Annotated in this window: 11 protein-coding genes, 1 tRNA gene and 1 pseudogene; 7 read left to right on the top strand and 6 right to left on the bottom strand. The window is 72.8% G+C overall.

The window, feature by feature from the left end:
• Nucleotides 1-257 precede the first annotated feature (257 nt).
• Nucleotides 258-488 carry a hypothetical protein gene (locus FRADC12_RS09675; protein ID WP_013421808.1) on the bottom strand — a complete coding sequence of 77 codons (231 nt, stop codon included), beginning with the start codon at nucleotides 486-488 and terminating at the stop codon, nucleotides 258-260.
• 343 nt (nucleotides 489-831) lie between these two features.
• Between FRADC12_RS09675 and FRADC12_RS09670 the strand changes: the two genes are divergently transcribed.
• Complete coding sequence (locus FRADC12_RS09670) at nucleotides 832-1,773, top strand: glycosyltransferase family 2 protein (RefSeq protein WP_349305853.1); 942 nt, start codon at nucleotides 832-834, stop codon at nucleotides 1,771-1,773.
• A gap of 10 nt (nucleotides 1,774-1,783) precedes the next feature.
• Nucleotides 1,784-2,833 (top strand): tryptophan--tRNA ligase, encoded by a 1,050-nt coding sequence (locus FRADC12_RS09665; protein ID WP_045876414.1) that lies wholly within the window; start codon nucleotides 1,784-1,786, stop codon nucleotides 2,831-2,833.
• A gap of 339 nt (nucleotides 2,834-3,172) precedes the next feature.
• Here FRADC12_RS09665 and FRADC12_RS09660 read toward each other — a convergent pair whose 3' ends face one another.
• Nucleotides 3,173-3,820, bottom strand: coding sequence for a YdcF family protein (locus FRADC12_RS09660; RefSeq protein WP_045879331.1), 648 nt, complete (start codon nucleotides 3,818-3,820; stop codon nucleotides 3,173-3,175).
• Nucleotides 3,821-4,063: 243 nt separating this feature from the next.
• The gene (locus tag FRADC12_RS09655) at nucleotides 4,064-5,170 is read right to left on the bottom strand and encodes an ABC transporter substrate-binding protein (protein WP_045879330.1); all 1,107 of its coding nucleotides are present in this window, start codon (nucleotides 5,168-5,170) and stop codon (nucleotides 4,064-4,066) included.
• Between the two features lie 223 nt (nucleotides 5,171-5,393).
• On the opposite strand from FRADC12_RS09655, the gene FRADC12_RS09650 reads away from it, so the two are divergent.
• Together FRADC12_RS09650 and FRADC12_RS09645 are read left to right on the top strand one after the other, a co-directional pair.
• Nucleotides 5,394-6,236, top strand: a complete 843-nt coding sequence (locus FRADC12_RS09650) for a TatD family hydrolase (RefSeq protein WP_045876413.1) — start codon at nucleotides 5,394-5,396, stop codon at nucleotides 6,234-6,236.
• A gap of 10 nt (nucleotides 6,237-6,246) precedes the next feature.
• The gene (locus tag FRADC12_RS09645; protein WP_084010550.1) at nucleotides 6,247-7,365 is read left to right on the top strand and encodes an rRNA adenine N-6-methyltransferase family protein; all 1,119 of its coding nucleotides are present in this window, start codon (nucleotides 6,247-6,249) and stop codon (nucleotides 7,363-7,365) included.
• A 58-nt stretch (nucleotides 7,366-7,423) separates the two neighbouring features.
• Here FRADC12_RS09645 and rsmI read toward each other — a convergent pair whose 3' ends face one another.
• The gene (gene rsmI, locus FRADC12_RS09640) at nucleotides 7,424-8,377 is read right to left on the bottom strand and encodes a 16S rRNA (cytidine(1402)-2'-O)-methyltransferase (RefSeq protein ID WP_045876412.1); all 954 of its coding nucleotides are present in this window, start codon (nucleotides 8,375-8,377) and stop codon (nucleotides 7,424-7,426) included.
• Nucleotides 8,378-8,701: 324 nt separating this feature from the next.
• Here rsmI and FRADC12_RS29425 point away from each other — a divergent pair.
• Nucleotides 8,702-9,517, top strand: a pseudogene (locus FRADC12_RS29425) (dolichyl-phosphate-mannose--protein mannosyltransferase); the annotation flags it as partial.
• A 163-nt stretch (nucleotides 9,518-9,680) separates the two neighbouring features.
• Complete coding sequence (locus tag FRADC12_RS09630; protein WP_045879328.1) at nucleotides 9,681-11,360, top strand: phospholipid carrier-dependent glycosyltransferase; 1,680 nt, start codon at nucleotides 9,681-9,683, stop codon at nucleotides 11,358-11,360.
• 262 nt (nucleotides 11,361-11,622) lie between these two features.
• On the opposite strand, the gene FRADC12_RS09625 is transcribed toward FRADC12_RS09630, so the two are convergent.
• Together FRADC12_RS09625 and glmU are read right to left on the bottom strand one after the other, a co-directional pair.
• Nucleotides 11,623-12,597, bottom strand: coding sequence for a ribose-phosphate diphosphokinase (locus FRADC12_RS09625; protein ID WP_045876411.1), 975 nt, complete (start codon nucleotides 12,595-12,597; stop codon nucleotides 11,623-11,625).
• A 113-nt stretch (nucleotides 12,598-12,710) separates the two neighbouring features.
• Nucleotides 12,711-14,243: a bifunctional UDP-N-acetylglucosamine diphosphorylase/glucosamine-1-phosphate N-acetyltransferase GlmU gene (glmU, locus tag FRADC12_RS09620; protein WP_084010549.1), complete on the bottom strand. Its 1,533-nt coding sequence runs from the start codon at nucleotides 14,241-14,243 to the stop codon at nucleotides 12,711-12,713.
• 488 nt (nucleotides 14,244-14,731) lie between these two features.
• Between glmU and FRADC12_RS09615 the strand changes: the two genes are divergently transcribed.
• Nucleotides 14,732-14,803: transfer RNA gene (locus tag FRADC12_RS09615), tRNA-Gln, on the top strand.
• Nucleotides 14,804-14,828: the final 25 nt, after the last annotated feature.

Raw genomic sequence — 14,828 nt, 5'->3', positions numbered from 1 at the left:
GCGACTGCCGTTACGGGCAGCGCGTGCGATCTTCAGGGATCAGGTTATCGGTCCGACGAGCGGTTTTCCGTATCTTCCACCGTCGGCCGCCCGGCCGGGGGCTGTCGGCTGCACGCCAGCGCACCCGGGACGCCGCGGCCCGTCCAGCGGCGCCGCCGCCAAGCGGATCTCTTCTGGCAGGCCCCGGCCCGGGTCGTGGCGGCTCAGGGCGAAGGAGCCGGCGGGTGACGAGCGGGGCCTGGGGCGCTGAGGGACCGTCAGCCGGTGCCGTACGGACCGGGGCGGCCGGCCGGCGGGTAGCCACCGGTGCCGTTCATGCCGGCTGGCATCGAGCCCGTCATCGAGTTGTTCATCCGAGGCTGCTCCGTCATTGCCTGGCTCACCTTGGACGCGATCGCCTCGGTCAGTCGGATTGCCTGGGTGAGCGAGAGGTTGAGCACGATCTCGCTGTCATCGGTCATCGCGAAACGCACCGATACATCCGCCATCTTGATTCCTCTCGATCGCCGTCCCCGATGTCGGGGCAGGCAACGCCCTGGATCCCCCCGATATGCCTCCGGGCGCGCACTACGGCCGCAGGCCCCGCCCGGCGGCGGGACCAGCCGCGGGACGTGGTGACCGTTCCACCATCCCCGACGGTCTTCGCGAGGGTCCAGTCGCCCCCCGGTTAACCGGCCCGGCTCGGCGGCTAGAGATCGCGCTGTCGGAACCGATGGTTGTTGATGAGTCGCTCTGGGTTTCGAGTGCGGTCGACCGGGTCTCTGCCCGTTGTTATTTCATGCCTGCTGGACACTGTGCGTTCACCGCTTTGGAGGGGGTAGACGAGACTGCGTGACCGAGCACACCGTCAAGCCGGAGCGATACCCGGCCACGCACCCCAGTTCGAACGCCGCCAGCGGCTCCACGGTCCGCGGCGGCCCGGCCGACGCCGTCCGCGCGCGACGCCGTCAGACCGGGCCGGAGGTCTGGCGGCCGCGCGCCACGGTGCCGCGCTCCGCCGGACCCAGGCCGGCCGCGCCCGTGGAACGGGACCAGCCGCTGGTGTCCGTGGTGATGCCGTGCCTGAACGAGCGTGACTCGGTCGGGCGGTGCGTCCGCGCGGCCCGTGCGGGGCTCGCCGCGGCCGGGGTGCCGGGGGAGGTGGTCGTCGCCGACAACGGCTCCACCGACGGCTCGCGGCGGGTCGCGGCGCAGGCCGGCGCCTGGGTCGTGCGCGAGCCTCGTCGCGGCTACGGCAACGCCTACCTGGCCGGGTTCGCCGCCGCCCGCGGCCACTACCTGGTGATGGGCGACTCGGACTGCTCCTATGACTTCGGCGAGCTGCCCCGGCTGCTGGACCCGCTGCGCGGCGGCCGGGCCGACTATGTGCTCGGCTCCCGGTTCGCCGGCGATATCCGGCCCGGCGCGATGCCCTGGACGCACCGGCGGATCGGGAACCCGGTGCTCACCCGAATGCTCAACCGGCTGTTCGGGCTGCGCACCACCGACGCGCACTCGGGTATGCGGGCGTTCACCCGCGCCGCCTACGAGCGGATGGCGCCGCGCCAGGGCGGGATGGAGCTGGCCTCCGAGCTGGTGGTCGCCGCGGCGGCCAGCGGGCTGCGGGTCCGGGAGGTACCGATTACCTACCACCCGCGGACGGGTACCTCGAAGCTGCACTCGCTGCGCGACGCCGCCCGCCATGTCCGCTTCATGCTCGGCTATGCCGCCCGCCTGCGCGCAGGGAAGCCGCCCGCCTGCACGCCGGGAAACGGGGTGGACCCGCGTCCGTAAACTGAGCCGCGTGGCACATGAGGACTCGCACGACGGCTCGCGCCGGGGTCAGAAGGTCTCGCTCACCGGGATAAAGCCGACCGGTGAGCCGCATCTGGGCAACTACATCGGGGCGATCCGCCCGGCGCTGGAGATGGCCTCGTCCTACGAGTCGATCTACTTCATCGCTGACTACCACGCGCTGACCTCGGTCCGGGACCGGGCGTCGCTGGCGGGCTGGACCCGTTCGGTGGGTGCCACCTGGGTCGCCCTCGGCCTGGACCCGAAGCAGACGATCTTCTACCGGCAGTCGGACGTGCCGGAGATCTTCGAGCTGACCTGGGTGCTGTCCTGCGTCACCGGCAAGGGCCTGATGAACCGGGCCCACGCCTACAAGGCGGCCCGGGACCGCAATGCCGGGGCGGGGGTCACCGACCTGGACGCCGGCATCAACATGGGCCTGTTCAGTTACCCCGTGCTGATGGCGGTCGACATCCTCATCATGAACACCGACGTGGTGCCGGTCGGGCAGGACCAGGTCCAGCACGTGGAGATCGCGGCCGACATCGCCGGCTCCTTCAACCACCTGTTCGGCGACGTCTTCACGCTGCGGATCCCGGAGGCCGTCACCCCGCCGGGCGACACCGGACGCGTGCTGCCTGGCCTGGACGGCCGCAAGATGAGCAAGTCCTACGGCAACACGATCCCGCTGTTCGCCCCGGAGGCGCGGCTGCGCAAGCTGGTCCGCTCGATCAAGAGCGACAGCACCCCGGTGGAGGAGCCGAAGGACCCGGACACCTCGGCCGCCTTCCAGCTCTACGAGAACTTCGCCACGCCCGGCGACATCGCCGAGATGCGGCGGCGGCTCGAAGCCGGCGGCACCGGCTGGGGCGACCTGAAGAACGCCCTGTTCGAGGCGATCAACACCCGGCTCACGCCCCTGCGGGAGCGCTACGAGGAACTGATGGTTCCTGGCAGCGAGCTCGACCGCATCCTCGCCGACGGCGCCGAGCAGGCCCGCGATCGTGCCCGCCCGGTGCTCGCCGGCGTCCGCCAGGCGGTCGGCATCGACACGCTGTAAGGCGGTCGGGCGGAACCGGCGCTTGCGCGCCTTCGCCCGACTCGCCGGGTCGGGCGCTGGGCGCCCTCCCCAACCTGGTTCGGGGTTGGCGAGATTTACGGGGTGGACGTCTGTCCAGGGCCGAGATCCGGGTGGCGTTCGTCAGGCGCGGCCTTCTCGGCGCTTGCGCGCCTTCGCCTGACTCGCCGGGTCGGGCGCTGGGCGCCCTCCCCAACCTGGTTCGGGGTTGGCGAGATTTACGGGGTGGACGTCTGTCCAGGGCCGAGATCCGGGTGGCGTTCGTCAGGCGCGGCCTTGTCTCCCGCCCGGCACCGCCGGGCGCGTGGCGGTGCCGGCCGGTCAGCAGGAGCGCTGGAGCGTCAGGGCCTTCACCGTCGCGGCCCATTCGTAGGCGACCATGTAGGCCCAGGTTGGGCGGTTCGGTGCGTCGACGCTCATGACCCGGACGTGGCCGTCGTAGCAGCGGCTCAGCCGTAGCCGGGCGCGGGTGTCCTGGGGCGTCGAGGTGATCACGAGGATGGACCGCCAGCCGCGGGCCCGGGCCGTCGCGCCTGTCCAGCGGGCCTCGCCCTGCGTGGTCAGCGGCTTCGGGTGGAAGCAGATGACCTCGACTCCGGCGATGGTGTCGGGTGGGCAGGGGTCGGCCGGGGTCGGCTGGGAGACGGCCAGGACCGGGGCGTAGCCGTCCCGAGCCAGGGTCACCGCCAGCTCCAGCCGCCCGGTGCTGCCGGCGAACATCACGATCGCGTCGACGGGCACCGGGGCGTCCCGCTTCGGGAACACGTACAGCTTCGCCGTCGTCAGCAGGAAGCCGACGATGAGCAGCCCGGCCGCGCCGCGCAGCAACCGCCGCCGCCGCAGTCCACGCGGCGTGCTCGGCGCCGGGCCGGGGTTGGCCGCTCCCGTCGGCGTGCCAGCGCCGACCCGCTCCAGCCCGGCCGGTGCGTCCGGGACTCCAGGCAGCGCCGCGGTCGGTCCAGACGACATCGGCACCTCCCAGCTTCCCCTCGACCTCTCAGGTCTTGGCCGCCGCGTTCGGCGCGTGTCGCGATGGCCCGGCGTGATCCCCACCGCCACCCCGGCCCGCGCCGACGGAGGCCAGGCGCGGCCGGGACCGGGGCCACCGGTCCACGGGCACCAGTACAACCGCTTGGCCTCATGGTCGCCCGGTGTCGCGCCGTCCCGGCGAGCCCCGGCGGTGTCGCCGTGGTCCGGGCGGCGGCGAACAGATCAGTGGAACGTGCGCGGGGTGAAGCCGGGGTTCGCGGTCCGGGCCTGCCAGCGTGGGTGGGCGAACCGGGCGCGGGCGCCCTCGCGCGGCCAGACCGTCCAGGATGCGCCGGACTGCCACTGCACGATGGGGATCTGGTGGCCGACCTGCAGGCCCGTCGTCTCGTCGAGCCGGAACCGGCCGAGCAGCGTGGTCGTGTCCATGCCCCGGGCGGCGGTGAGCACCGCCTGGTCGTCGATGCTTCCGGACCGGCGGATGCAGGCGCCCAGGATCAGCCCGGACACGTACGTCCAGGCGGCGGTCGCCGTCGGCGGGGTGCCGTGCAGCGCGTGGAACTCGCCGGTGAACTGCCAGGCCGTCGGCCCGGTGGCGGTCTCGGCCTTGCTGTCCGGCAGCCAGCTGCCGGGGGCGAGCAGGCCGTCGCTGGCGTCGCCGAAGCTCGCCGCGACCTGGGTGCTGACGGCGGTCGAGAACGCCGCGGCCCGCCAGGACCGGCGCAGCAGGGCGCCGGCAGCGGTCAGCTCGTCGTCCGGGTCGGCGTGCACGATCAGCACGTCGGCCGCCGGCAGCCGGCTGGCCGCGAGAGCCGCCTGGCCCGGGCCGAACGTGCTGGTGGTGACGTCGAAGCCGAGCGAGCGCCCGGCGGCCTTGATGCTCGCCGTGGTCTCGATCGCGAAGTCGCCGGCGGCGAGCAGCACGGCCGCCTTGCGCGCGGTCCGGTCGGCCGACCGGACCAGCGCGAGCACCTGGCGCGGCCACGTCGACGACGGCGCGGCCACGTTGATGACCTTGGGATAGGTCTGCCGCATGAACCGGGTGATCGGCGCGCCGACGTTGAACACGACCCGGTCGGTCGCGGCGACGGCGGCCAGGGCCGCGCGCCGGCCGAACGGGCCCAGGATCGCCGCCGGCCGCGCGGCCGCGGCGGTGCGCATGGCCGCGGCCGGATCCGGGTACGCGTCGTAGGCCGTCACGCTGATCTCAGTCCAGGGCAGGGGAACGTGCTCGTCCCGGGCCCACAGTGTCAGGCCGCGCAGGCTGGCCAGGCCCTGCGCCGCGTCGGGACCGGTGAGAGGCGTGACAAGCGCGACGGTCAGAGCGGTCATCGGCATCCGTGTAGCAAGCGACCCATGGAAAGTGGCATCCCCGATGGTGGCAGGGTGGCCAGATTTCGAGGATCTGGCCACGCGAGGACCGCCACTCACGACCCATAGGATCTACGAGGCGCGCGAACAGCCGTCCGTCCGAAGGGTATCCCGGGCCTCCGCAGGCCTGTGAAGGCAGGTGCTCTGGCCTTGGACGTGGTGACGAGGTGGCAGAGGTGACGACGTGAGTGGCGCGAACGCGCGGGCCAAGGATACCGGCCGCAAGGGGGATCCGCCGCCACCGCCGGAGCCGCTGGACATCGAGATCATCGACAGCCACTGCCATCTGGACCTGATGGACGCGATTCCGGCCGAGGCCGTCGCCGCGGCCCGGGCGGTCGGCATCCGCCGGATGGTCACCGTGGGCGTGGACCTGGCGACGAGCCGTTGGCAGGCCGCGGTCGCCGCCGAGTTCCCGGACGTCTACGCCGCGGTCGCGATCCATCCCAACGAGGCGGCCCGCGGTGTCGACGAGGCCACGTTCGCCGAGCTCACCACCCTCGCCCGGCTGCCCCAGGTCCGGGCGGTCGGGGAGACCGGGCTCGACTACTTCCGCACCCCGCCGGAGCAGCACGCGGCCCAGCAGGAGAGCTTTCGCCGGCACATCTCGATCGCCAAGGAGACCGGCCGGCCCCTGATGATCCATGACCGGGAGGCGCACGACGACACGCTGCGCATCCTGGCCGAGGAGGGGGCGCCGGCCACGGTCGTCTTCCACGCGTTCTCCGGCGACGCCGAGATGGCGAAGGCCTGCGCGGCAGCCGGGTACGTGATGTCGTTCGCCGGCAACGTCACCTTCAAGAACGCCGAGCAGCTTCGCGCCGCTGCGGCGGTGGCCCCGCGTGAGCTGTTGCTGGTCGAGACCGACGCGCCGTTCCTGACCCCGATGCCGTTCCGCGGCCGGCCGAACGGCCCCTACCTGGCGCCGCTGACGCTGCGCGCGATCGCCGAGGTCCGGGCCGAGGCGGTCGACGAGCTGGCCGCGACCGTCGCGGCGACCGCTGAGCGCGTCTTCGGGCCCTGGTAGCCCGGCCGACGTGGCGGAGGCTGGCGGCAGGCCGCGGGGCGGCGCCCCGACGGCGGTGCCCGGGGGCGGGCTGCTGTCCGGGGCGGACATCCGGGCGATCGCGGCTGCCCTGGATCTGCGGCCGACGAAGCGGCGCGGGCAGAACTTCCTGGTCGACCCGAACACGGTCCGCCGGCTGGTGCGGCTGGCCGGGATCGGGCCGGATGACGTCGTCCTCGAGGTAGGCCCGGGGATCGGCTCGCTCACCCTCGGCCTGCTCGGGGTGGCGCGACGCGTGCTCGCCGTCGAGGTCGACCCGGCTCTGGCCGCCGCCCTGCCGGCGACGGCCGCGGCCCGGCTGGAGCCGGCGACGGCGGCCCGCCTGACCGTGCTGACCAAGGACGCGCTGCGGCTCGTCCCCGCCGACCTGCCCGGCGAGCTGCCTTCGCCGACCAGCTCCGCCAGCCCCGCTGGACCCGCCAGTTCGGGCGGCCCGGTTGGCGCTGCCGAGCGCGCAAGCCCTGCTGGCCTGGCCGCCGACGCTGCCGGCCTGGTTGGACCCGCGGGCCCGGCCAACGCTGCTGGCCCGGTTGGCTCTGCTGGCCCGGCCGGCGCGGCTGGGGCTCCCATGGTCCTCGCGGCGAACCTGCCGTACAACATCGCCGTTCCACTGCTGCTCGGCCTGTTGGAACGGATTCCGTCGCTGGAGCGCGGACTGGTGATGGTCCAGGCGGAGGTCGCCGATCGGCTGACCTCCCCGCCCGGCGGCCGGGTCTACGGGGTGCCGAGCGTCAAGCTCGCGTGGTACGCCGAGGTGCGCCCGGCCGGTCCGGTGCCGAGGTCGGTCTTCTGGCCGGTGCCGAACGTCGACTCCGGCCTGGTCGCCTTCGCCCGGCGGCCCGCCCCGGCGCCGGCGGCGCTGCGCCCGGAGGTCTTCGCCGCGATCGACGCGGCCTTCGCCCAGCGCCGCAAGACGCTGCGGACTGCGCTCGCCGGCTGGGCCGGCTCGCCGGCCGCCGTCGACCGGCTGGCCCGTGCCGCCGGCGTCGACCCCGGCGCCCGGGGCGAGACCCTCGACGTCGCCGCCTACTGCAGGCTTGCGGCCGCCCGCGCCGAGACCCCAGCCGCGCCGGGCACGCTCCAGCCGTGATCGCGGCGGTCTGCGCTCCGGTTCGGCCGGGCCGGCGTACCGGTCATCGGGCGGGGGCTCACCGGCCCTTCGCGTCGCTCGCGCGGCTGGCGACGAGAGCTTCGTAGACAGCCGCCCGGCTGACGCCGAAATGGTCCATGACGGCGCGGCGGGCCTCGGCCCGGGAGAGCCCAGCGGCCTCCTGGTGGGCGACCGCGGCGGCCAGTTCGGCGGCGGTCGGGGGGCCAGGAGGCCTGAGGTCATCCAGGACCGCGTCCTGCGGGATCGAGTTTCCCGGGTTCGCTGACATCTCAGCCAGGTCGGCGAACCCGAGCCGGCGCGGGCCGGCGGCGGCGCCCGCGACGACAAGGGTGAACTCGCCGCGGATCTCGCGGCCGTCGGTGGCCCAGCCCGCGAGCCGGCCGAGATCGCCGCGGACGATCTCCTGCCATTTCTTGGTCAGCTCGCGGCAGGCGACGGCGGCGCGGTCGGCGCCGAAGACGGCGGCCAGGTCGGCCAGGCTGGAGGCCAGCCGGTGCGGCGCCTCCAGGAAGACCATTGTGCGCCGCTCGGCCGCGAGCTCGCGCAGCCGGCTCCGGCGCTCCCCACCGCGCCGGGGCAGGAAGCCCTCGAAGGTGAACCGGTCGCTGGGCAGACCACTGACCGCCAGCGCCGCCGTGACCGCGGACGGCCCGGGCACGACCGTGACGGGCACCCCGGCCACGGCCGCGGCGGCGACCACGCGGAACCCGGGGTCGGAGACGGCCGGCATCCCCGCATCGGTGATCAGCGCGACCGTCTGCCCGGCGAGCAGGTATTCGGTCAGCGTCGCGGCCCGGGCGCCCTCGACGGCGTCGTAGCAGGACGTCACCCGGCCGGCGATGGTCACTCCCAGGGCGTGGGCGAGCCGGCGCACCCGGCGGGTGTCCTCGGCGGCGACGACGTCCGCGGTGGCCAGTACCTCGGCGAGCCGCGGGCTCGCGTCCCGCGGCTCGCCGATCGGCGCCCCACACACGATCAGCACCCCGGTCATCCCGCTCGCTCCCGCTCCACGTCCGCCCGGCGCCGCCTCCGCAGGGGCGGCGCCCTCTGCGCGGCCCCAAGGCGTCCTGGCCGCGGAAGGTCAAGCCTAGGCAAGCGCCCCCGCGCCCGCTGCCGCCGGAGCCACGAGCGTCACCTCGGGGCAGCGCACACCCTCGCTCACGTCATACCCGGTGGCGGCGGTTCGGGCCTGATGCCGACCGCGAGGTATGAGTGACACCTCGTGCGTCGGGCTTGGCACACGGCCCGGGCCGTCGACGGTCGGTGCGGTTTGGAGCTGTCGCGGATCTTGCGGCGGAAGGCTGTCGCCGATGGCCTGATCGTGGCCTGGGATGTCGGCGCCAGGCGGACCGCGGGAGCGCAGGCCCCGATCCTCGGCGCCCTGCGGCGAGATCTCCGGCGTGGTTCGGCTGCTGTGTGCCGCTGCCGATCGGGACGTTTCTGGTGACGTGGACGGGCTGGTTCGTGACGGATGGCGGTTATGACCGTCATCTGTATGGCAATGGTTTCACCGCGATGTGGCGTGGTTGGTGAGCGTACCAGCGCGCGATCCTGAACTATCACGAGCATCTCGACGCGCCGCATGCCGCGAAGTCGGCGCCGTTCAGCTGGCTCGTGCTCGGCCGGGCGGTTCCCTACGACTACATCGGGACCGGCTACGGCCAGAAGACGCAGTACGGCGGGCAGGCCTGCCATGCCCGCGGACAGCTGCTCGCAGGAGATCCTTGCGATTGGCAACCCGGCCGTCTGGTGGGTCGGCAGCGCCTGCCTGCTGGTGATGATCGGGCTCTGGGTGTGCCGGCGGGACTGGCGCGCGGCGCTGGCCGTCGTCGGCTTCGGCACGTCGTTCCTGCCGTGGGAGCTGTTCCCGAGCCGGACGATGTTCCTCTTCTACGCGCTGCCGCTGCTGTCGTTCCTCGTCCTCGGCATCACCGCGACGGCCGGCCTGGCGCTGGGCCCCCGGAACGCCTCCGCTACCAGGCGCCTGGTCGGCGTACTGACGGTCGGGGTCTACCTGATCGCCGTCGTGCTGCTGTTCGCGTACTTCTACCCGATCATGACCGACCAGATGATCTCGCTGTCCGGTTGGCGCGCCCGCATGTGGTTCCCGGGCTGGGTTGTCTCCAGCTGACGCTGGTCCGTGATGCCGGCCGGGCGAGGCCCGGAGCCTCCCGCGGTGGCCGCCCTTGGCCGCGGAACCGCCCGCGCCAGGAGGTTCGGCTGGGTCGGCGGGGCGCGGTGGGGGAGGGACCCGCCGCGAGCCGCCCCGGTGGTCCTAGGCTGTCGGCGTGACGATGGCGACGACGGTCCAGCCGGCCCTGGTCGAAGACGTATCGCCGACGCGGACCCATCCGGGCGCGGCCGGGTCGGCGCTACGCGACCGGCTGTGCCCGCCGATGCCGACCGACCGGGTGGCCGGCTGGCTCGCCACGCTGGCGATCACACTGGTCGCCGGCGCGCTGCGGCTGTGGCGGATCACCGTGCCCAAGCGGATCTATTTCGACGAGGTCTACTACACCAGGGACTCCTGGGGCCTGCTGACCCACGGCTACGAGGTCGACACCCGGGACTGGGGCTCCAAGAACGGCTGCGACCCGGTCTCGGCCGGGTATGTGGTGCATCCGCCGCTGGGCAAGTGGTTCATGGCGGCGTCGGAGAAGCTGTTCGGTTATATCGACTGCACCGGCCGGGCCCATGGTGACCCGTATCTGGGTTGGCGGTTCGCCTCTGCCTTTTTCGGGACGCTGGCTGTTCTGGTGCTCATCCGGGTGGCCCGGCGGATGTTCCGGTCGACGGTTCTGGGTTGCTTTGCCGGTATCGCGTTCGGTTTTGACGGGCTGGAGTTCGTCCAGAGCAGGATCGGGATTCTGGACATCTTCCTGATGTCGTTGCTCGTGTTGGCGTTGGCGTGTCTGGTGCTGGACCGGGATCAGGGCCGGGCGCGGCTGGCCGACCGGGTGGCGGCGTTGGGGCTGGGCCCGGACCTGGTGGCGGCTTCGGTGGCGGCGGAGGGTTCGGGGAAGGCCGTGGACCGGGCGCTGACGCGGGACCTGCGGTTCGGCCCACGGTTGGGGTTCCGCCCGTGGCGGCTGCTGGCCGGGTTCTTCCTGGGCGCGTCGATGGGTGTGAAATGGAGTGGCCTGTACACGCTGGTCGGGTTTGCGATGCTGGCGATCGCGTGGGACGTGGGCGCGCGGCGGACGGCCGGGGCGAAGGCCCCGGTCCGCGGCGCCCTGCGGCGGGATCTGCCAGCGTGGTTCGGCTGCTATGTGCCGTTGCCGGCCGGGACGTTTCTGGTGACGTGGACGGGCTGGTTCGTGACGGATGGCGGTTATGACCGTCATCTGTATGGCAATGGTTTCACCGCGATGTGGCGTGGCTGGTGGGCGTACCAGCACTTGATCCTGCAGTTCCACGAGCATCTGGACGCGCCACATCCCGCCAAGTCGGCGCCGTTCAGCTGGCTGATCCTGGGCCGTCCGGTGCCGTATGACTACGTCGGGACGCCGACCGGGCAGAGGTCCCAGATCGGCGGAATGGTCTGCCGTGCTGCCGACGGCTGCTCACAGGAGATCCTGGCGATCGGCAACCCGGCCGTCTGGTGGGTCGGGTCCGCCTGCCTGGTCGGGATGATCGTGCTGTGGGCCTGGCGGCGGGACTGGCGGGCGGCGCTGGTCGTGGTCGGCTTCGGCACGTCGTTCCTGCCGTGGGAGCTGTTCCCGAGCCGGACCATGTTCTTCTTCTACGCGCTGCCGCTGTTGCCGTTCCTCGTCCTCGGTATCACCGCGACGGCCGGCCTCGCGCTCGGCCCACGAGAGGCCGGCGACGGCAGGCGGCTCGTGGGAGCCCTGGCCGTCGGCATCTACCTGATCGCCACTGTCCTGCTGTTCGCCTACTTCTACCCGATCCTCTCCGACCAGATGATCCCCCTGTCCGGCTGGCGCGCCCGCATGTGGTTCCCCGGCTGGGTTTAGCTCGACCGGCCTGACCGACACCACCGAACCAAGATCCCGACCAACTCGCGAAACTGAATCGAGATCCCGACCACGCGCGCGGAACCCAGCCAAGATCCCGACCCTGGGCCGCGCTCGCCCCCGGTCTCCGGATCCACCTCGATTCAGGGTTGGCGAGGGCGCTCGGCGCCCGAGCCGGCGGGTCGGCCCGGGGTTCCTGCCGGATCGGCGGAGCCGATCTGGGAGGTCTGGGGCGCTCCGCGCCCGTTCCGGCCGACCCGCCTTAGGCGTCGCCGCCGAAGAGGCTGGTTACGGAGCCGTCCTCGAAGACCTCGCGGATCGCGGCTGCCAGCAGCGGGGCGATCGACAGCTCGGTGATCTTGTCGATCTGGGCGTCGGCCGGCAGCGGCAGCGTGTTGGTCAGCACGACCTCGCTGATCGGCGAGTTCTTCAGCCGGTCGATGGCCGGGCCGGACAGCACGCCGTGGGTGGCCGCGGCGATCACGGTCGCCGCGCCGTTGGCCTTCAGCGCCTCGGCCGCCTTGGTGATGGTGCCGGCGGTGTCGATCATGTCGTCGACGATGACGCAGGTCCGTCCGGCGACCTGGCCGACGACCTCGAACATCTTGACCTGGTTCGGGACGTCCTTGTCGCGGCGCTTGTGGATGATCGCCAGCGGGCAGCTCAGCCGGTCGGTCCAGCGCTCAGCGACCCGGACCCGGCCCGAGTCGGGCGCGACGATGGTGACCTCGGCCGCGTCCACCCTGCGCTCGATGTAGTCGGCGAGCAGCGGCAGCGCGAACAGGTGGTCGACCGGGCCGTCGAAGAAGCCCTGGATCTGCGCGGTGTGCAGGTCGACGGACATCAGCCGGTCCGCTCCGGCGGTCTTGAACAGGTCGGCGATCAGCCGGGCGGAGATCGGCTCCCGGCCGCGGTGCTTCTTGTCCTGCCGCGCGTACGGGTAGAACGGCGCCACGACGGTGATCCGCTTGGCCGACGCGCGCTTCAGCGCGTCAACCATGATCAGCTGTTCCATCAGCCAGGTGTTCACCGGGGCTGAGTGCGCCTGCAGCACGAACGCGTCGCAGCCGCGCACCGACTCCTGGAACCGAACGAAGATCTCTCCGTTGGCGAAGTCGTAGGCGCTGGTCGGTACCGTGCGTACGCCCAGGGTCGACGCCACCTCGGCGGCGAGCTCGGGGTGGGCTCGGCCCGTGAAGAGCATGAGGTTGCGCCGGTTCTCCGTCTGGTAGCCCACCGCGTTACTCCTTGACGTGTCCTCCGGCCCATGCAGGCCCCGACCAGCCAGCTAGGTTCCGTGGACCGGGGCGGTAAAGCCAGCGATCCGGGATCGTAGCGGGGTGATGTGGCCTAGTTCATGGTTAGCGGCTCCGCGGCCGCGAGTGCCTCTTTTGTCGCCGACGTCTCCTGTGCCCGGCGGGCGGCCAGGGCGGCCGCCGTCCCGGGCCGGGAACGCTCGACCCAGCCTTCGATGGTGCGCTGCCGCCCCTCGGTGATGGCGAGCGCACCTGGAGCGACGTCCTGCTTGACGATCGCCCCGGCACCGGTGTAGGCGCCGTCGCCGACGACGACCGGCGCCACCAGTACGGTGTCGCTGCCGATCCTGACATCCGAGCCGATCACGGTCTTATGCTTGTGCACCCCGTCATAGTTCGCGAACACGGTGCTGCACCCGATGTTCGACCGCTCGCCAATGATGGCGTCACCGACGTAGGCCAGGTGCGGCACCTTCGTCTCGGCGCCGATCTCGGCGGCCTTCGTCTCCACGTAGGCGCCGATCCGGCCGTTCGCGCCCAGCCGGGTGCCCGGCCGCAGATGGGCGTAGGGCCCGACGCTGGCGCCCGGCCCGATCCACGACTGGGTGACCGTGCTGCGTTCCACGCAGGCCTCCGCCCCGACGGTCGTGTCGGTCAACGTGGTGTCCGGCCCGACGACGCTGCCCGCCGCCAGATGGGTCGCGCCGCGCAGATGGGTGTTCGGCAGCACCGTGCTGTCGGGCTCGAAGGTCACGTCGGCGTCGATCCAGGTCGTCGCCGGGTCGACGATCGTGGTGCCCGCGAGCATCGCCGCGGCGGCCAGCCGGTCTCGCAGCGCCGCGCCGGCCGCGGCCAGCTGCACCCGGTCGTTCACCCCGGCGATCTCCGTGGCGTCCGGCGTGACGTGGGCCGACACTGACTCGCCGCCGGCGACCAGCAGGCCGATCACGTCGGTGAGGTACTCCTCGCCCTGCGCGTTGTCCGTCGTCAGCCGGCTCAGTGCCGAGCGCAGCGCGCCGACGGTGAAGACGTAGACGCCCGCGTTGATCTCGCGGATCGCGGCGGTGGCCGGGTCGGCGTCCCGCTGCTCGACGATCGCCAGGACTGAGCCGCCCGGCGCCGCGCCTGCCGGGGTGTCCGCACCGGTCGCCGGTCTGGGGATCGAGGAGCTGTCGCGGACGATGCGGCCGTAGCCCGTCGGGTCATCGACGACCGCGGTCAGCACGCTCGCCGCGGCCGCGCAGCCGGTGTGCAGGCGTACCAGCTTGGCCAGCGTCGCCCGCGTGAGCAGCGGGGTGTCGCCTGGAAGCACCGCGACGGCGTCCGCCGAGCGCAGGCCGTCCAGGACGTCCATCGCCGCGCGGACCGCGTGCCCGGTGCCGCCCTGCCGGTCCTGCACGACCAGGCGCAGCCCGTGGCGCCCTTCCAGCGACTCCGCCACCGTCTCGCGGCCGTGCCCGACGACCACGACCGTGTCCGGCGCTCCCAGCGGTGCCGCGGCGGCCAGCACGTGGTCGAGCAGGGTCCGCCCGCCGACGCTGTGCAGCACCTTCGGCTTGGACGACCGCATTCGCGCACCGGCGCCCGCCGCCAGGACGATGGTGGCCGCCAGACGTGCCTGCGTCACGAGCGCTCCCGTAGAGATCCGCGCCGGGGAGCGAGGCCCCGGCACCGCGACAGGTCAACCAAGGACTGAGCGGCCGATGCGTCCGCGGCCAGGGGGGCCGCGGCCGGCTCCCGGCACCCTGGCCCGCGCGGCCGGCCGACGCCATCACCCTACTAGCGCGCCGCTCCTCGGCGGTCCACCACCGTCGCCATTTCGCCGGGACACGCACGGAGATCTCCCGTGAAACTTCGCGAGCCCATGGAAATCCGGCAACGCCGTGGCGGCGCACCGGCAGGCGTGGCGGTTGGGGAGACGGTGCGCGTGGCGGGCCGGCCGCGGGCTCGCGCGGGGGCGCCGGGCATACGGCCGGATCTGCCCGGGCCCCGGTCGGTCGGGGCCTGGGCGGGCCCGGCGCCTGGGAATCCACCGCCGGCCGGCCGGCGGCGCGAGCGGCTGTCGAAATTCAGTACGCGCGACCCGGCGATGGTAGACTTCTTCTGATTTCACGGTCCGCTGTAGTGTAATCGGCAGCACAGGAGATTTTGGTTCTCTTAGTCCACGTTCGAGTCGTGGCGGCGGAGCTGGCCGTTGCCGCCGGCCGGCCCA

Origin of the sequence: Pseudofrankia sp. DC12, from assembly GCF_000966285.1 — a bacterium.
GTDB lineage: Bacteria > Actinomycetota > Actinomycetes > Frankiales > Frankiaceae > Pseudofrankia.
Note: the sequence above shows the minus strand (reverse complement) of the source record. Positions and strands in the feature narration are given on the sequence as shown.

Coding starts and splice junctions, on each gene's coding strand:
- FRADC12_RS09675 (WP_013421808.1), bottom strand. CDS start 488: ATGGCGGATGTATCGGTGCGTTTCGCGATGACCGATGACAGCGAGATC.
- FRADC12_RS09660 (WP_045879331.1), bottom strand. CDS start 3,820: ATGTCGTCTGGACCGACCGCGGCGCTGCCTGGAGTCCCGGACGCACCG.
- FRADC12_RS09655 (WP_045879330.1), bottom strand. CDS start 5,170: ATGACCGCTCTGACCGTCGCGCTTGTCACGCCTCTCACCGGTCCCGAC.
- rsmI (WP_045876412.1), bottom strand. CDS start 8,377: ATGACCGGGGTGCTGATCGTGTGTGGGGCGCCGATCGGCGAGCCGCGG.
- FRADC12_RS09630 (WP_045879328.1), top strand. CDS start 9,681: ATGGCGACGACGGTCCAGCCGGCCCTGGTCGAAGACGTATCGCCGACG.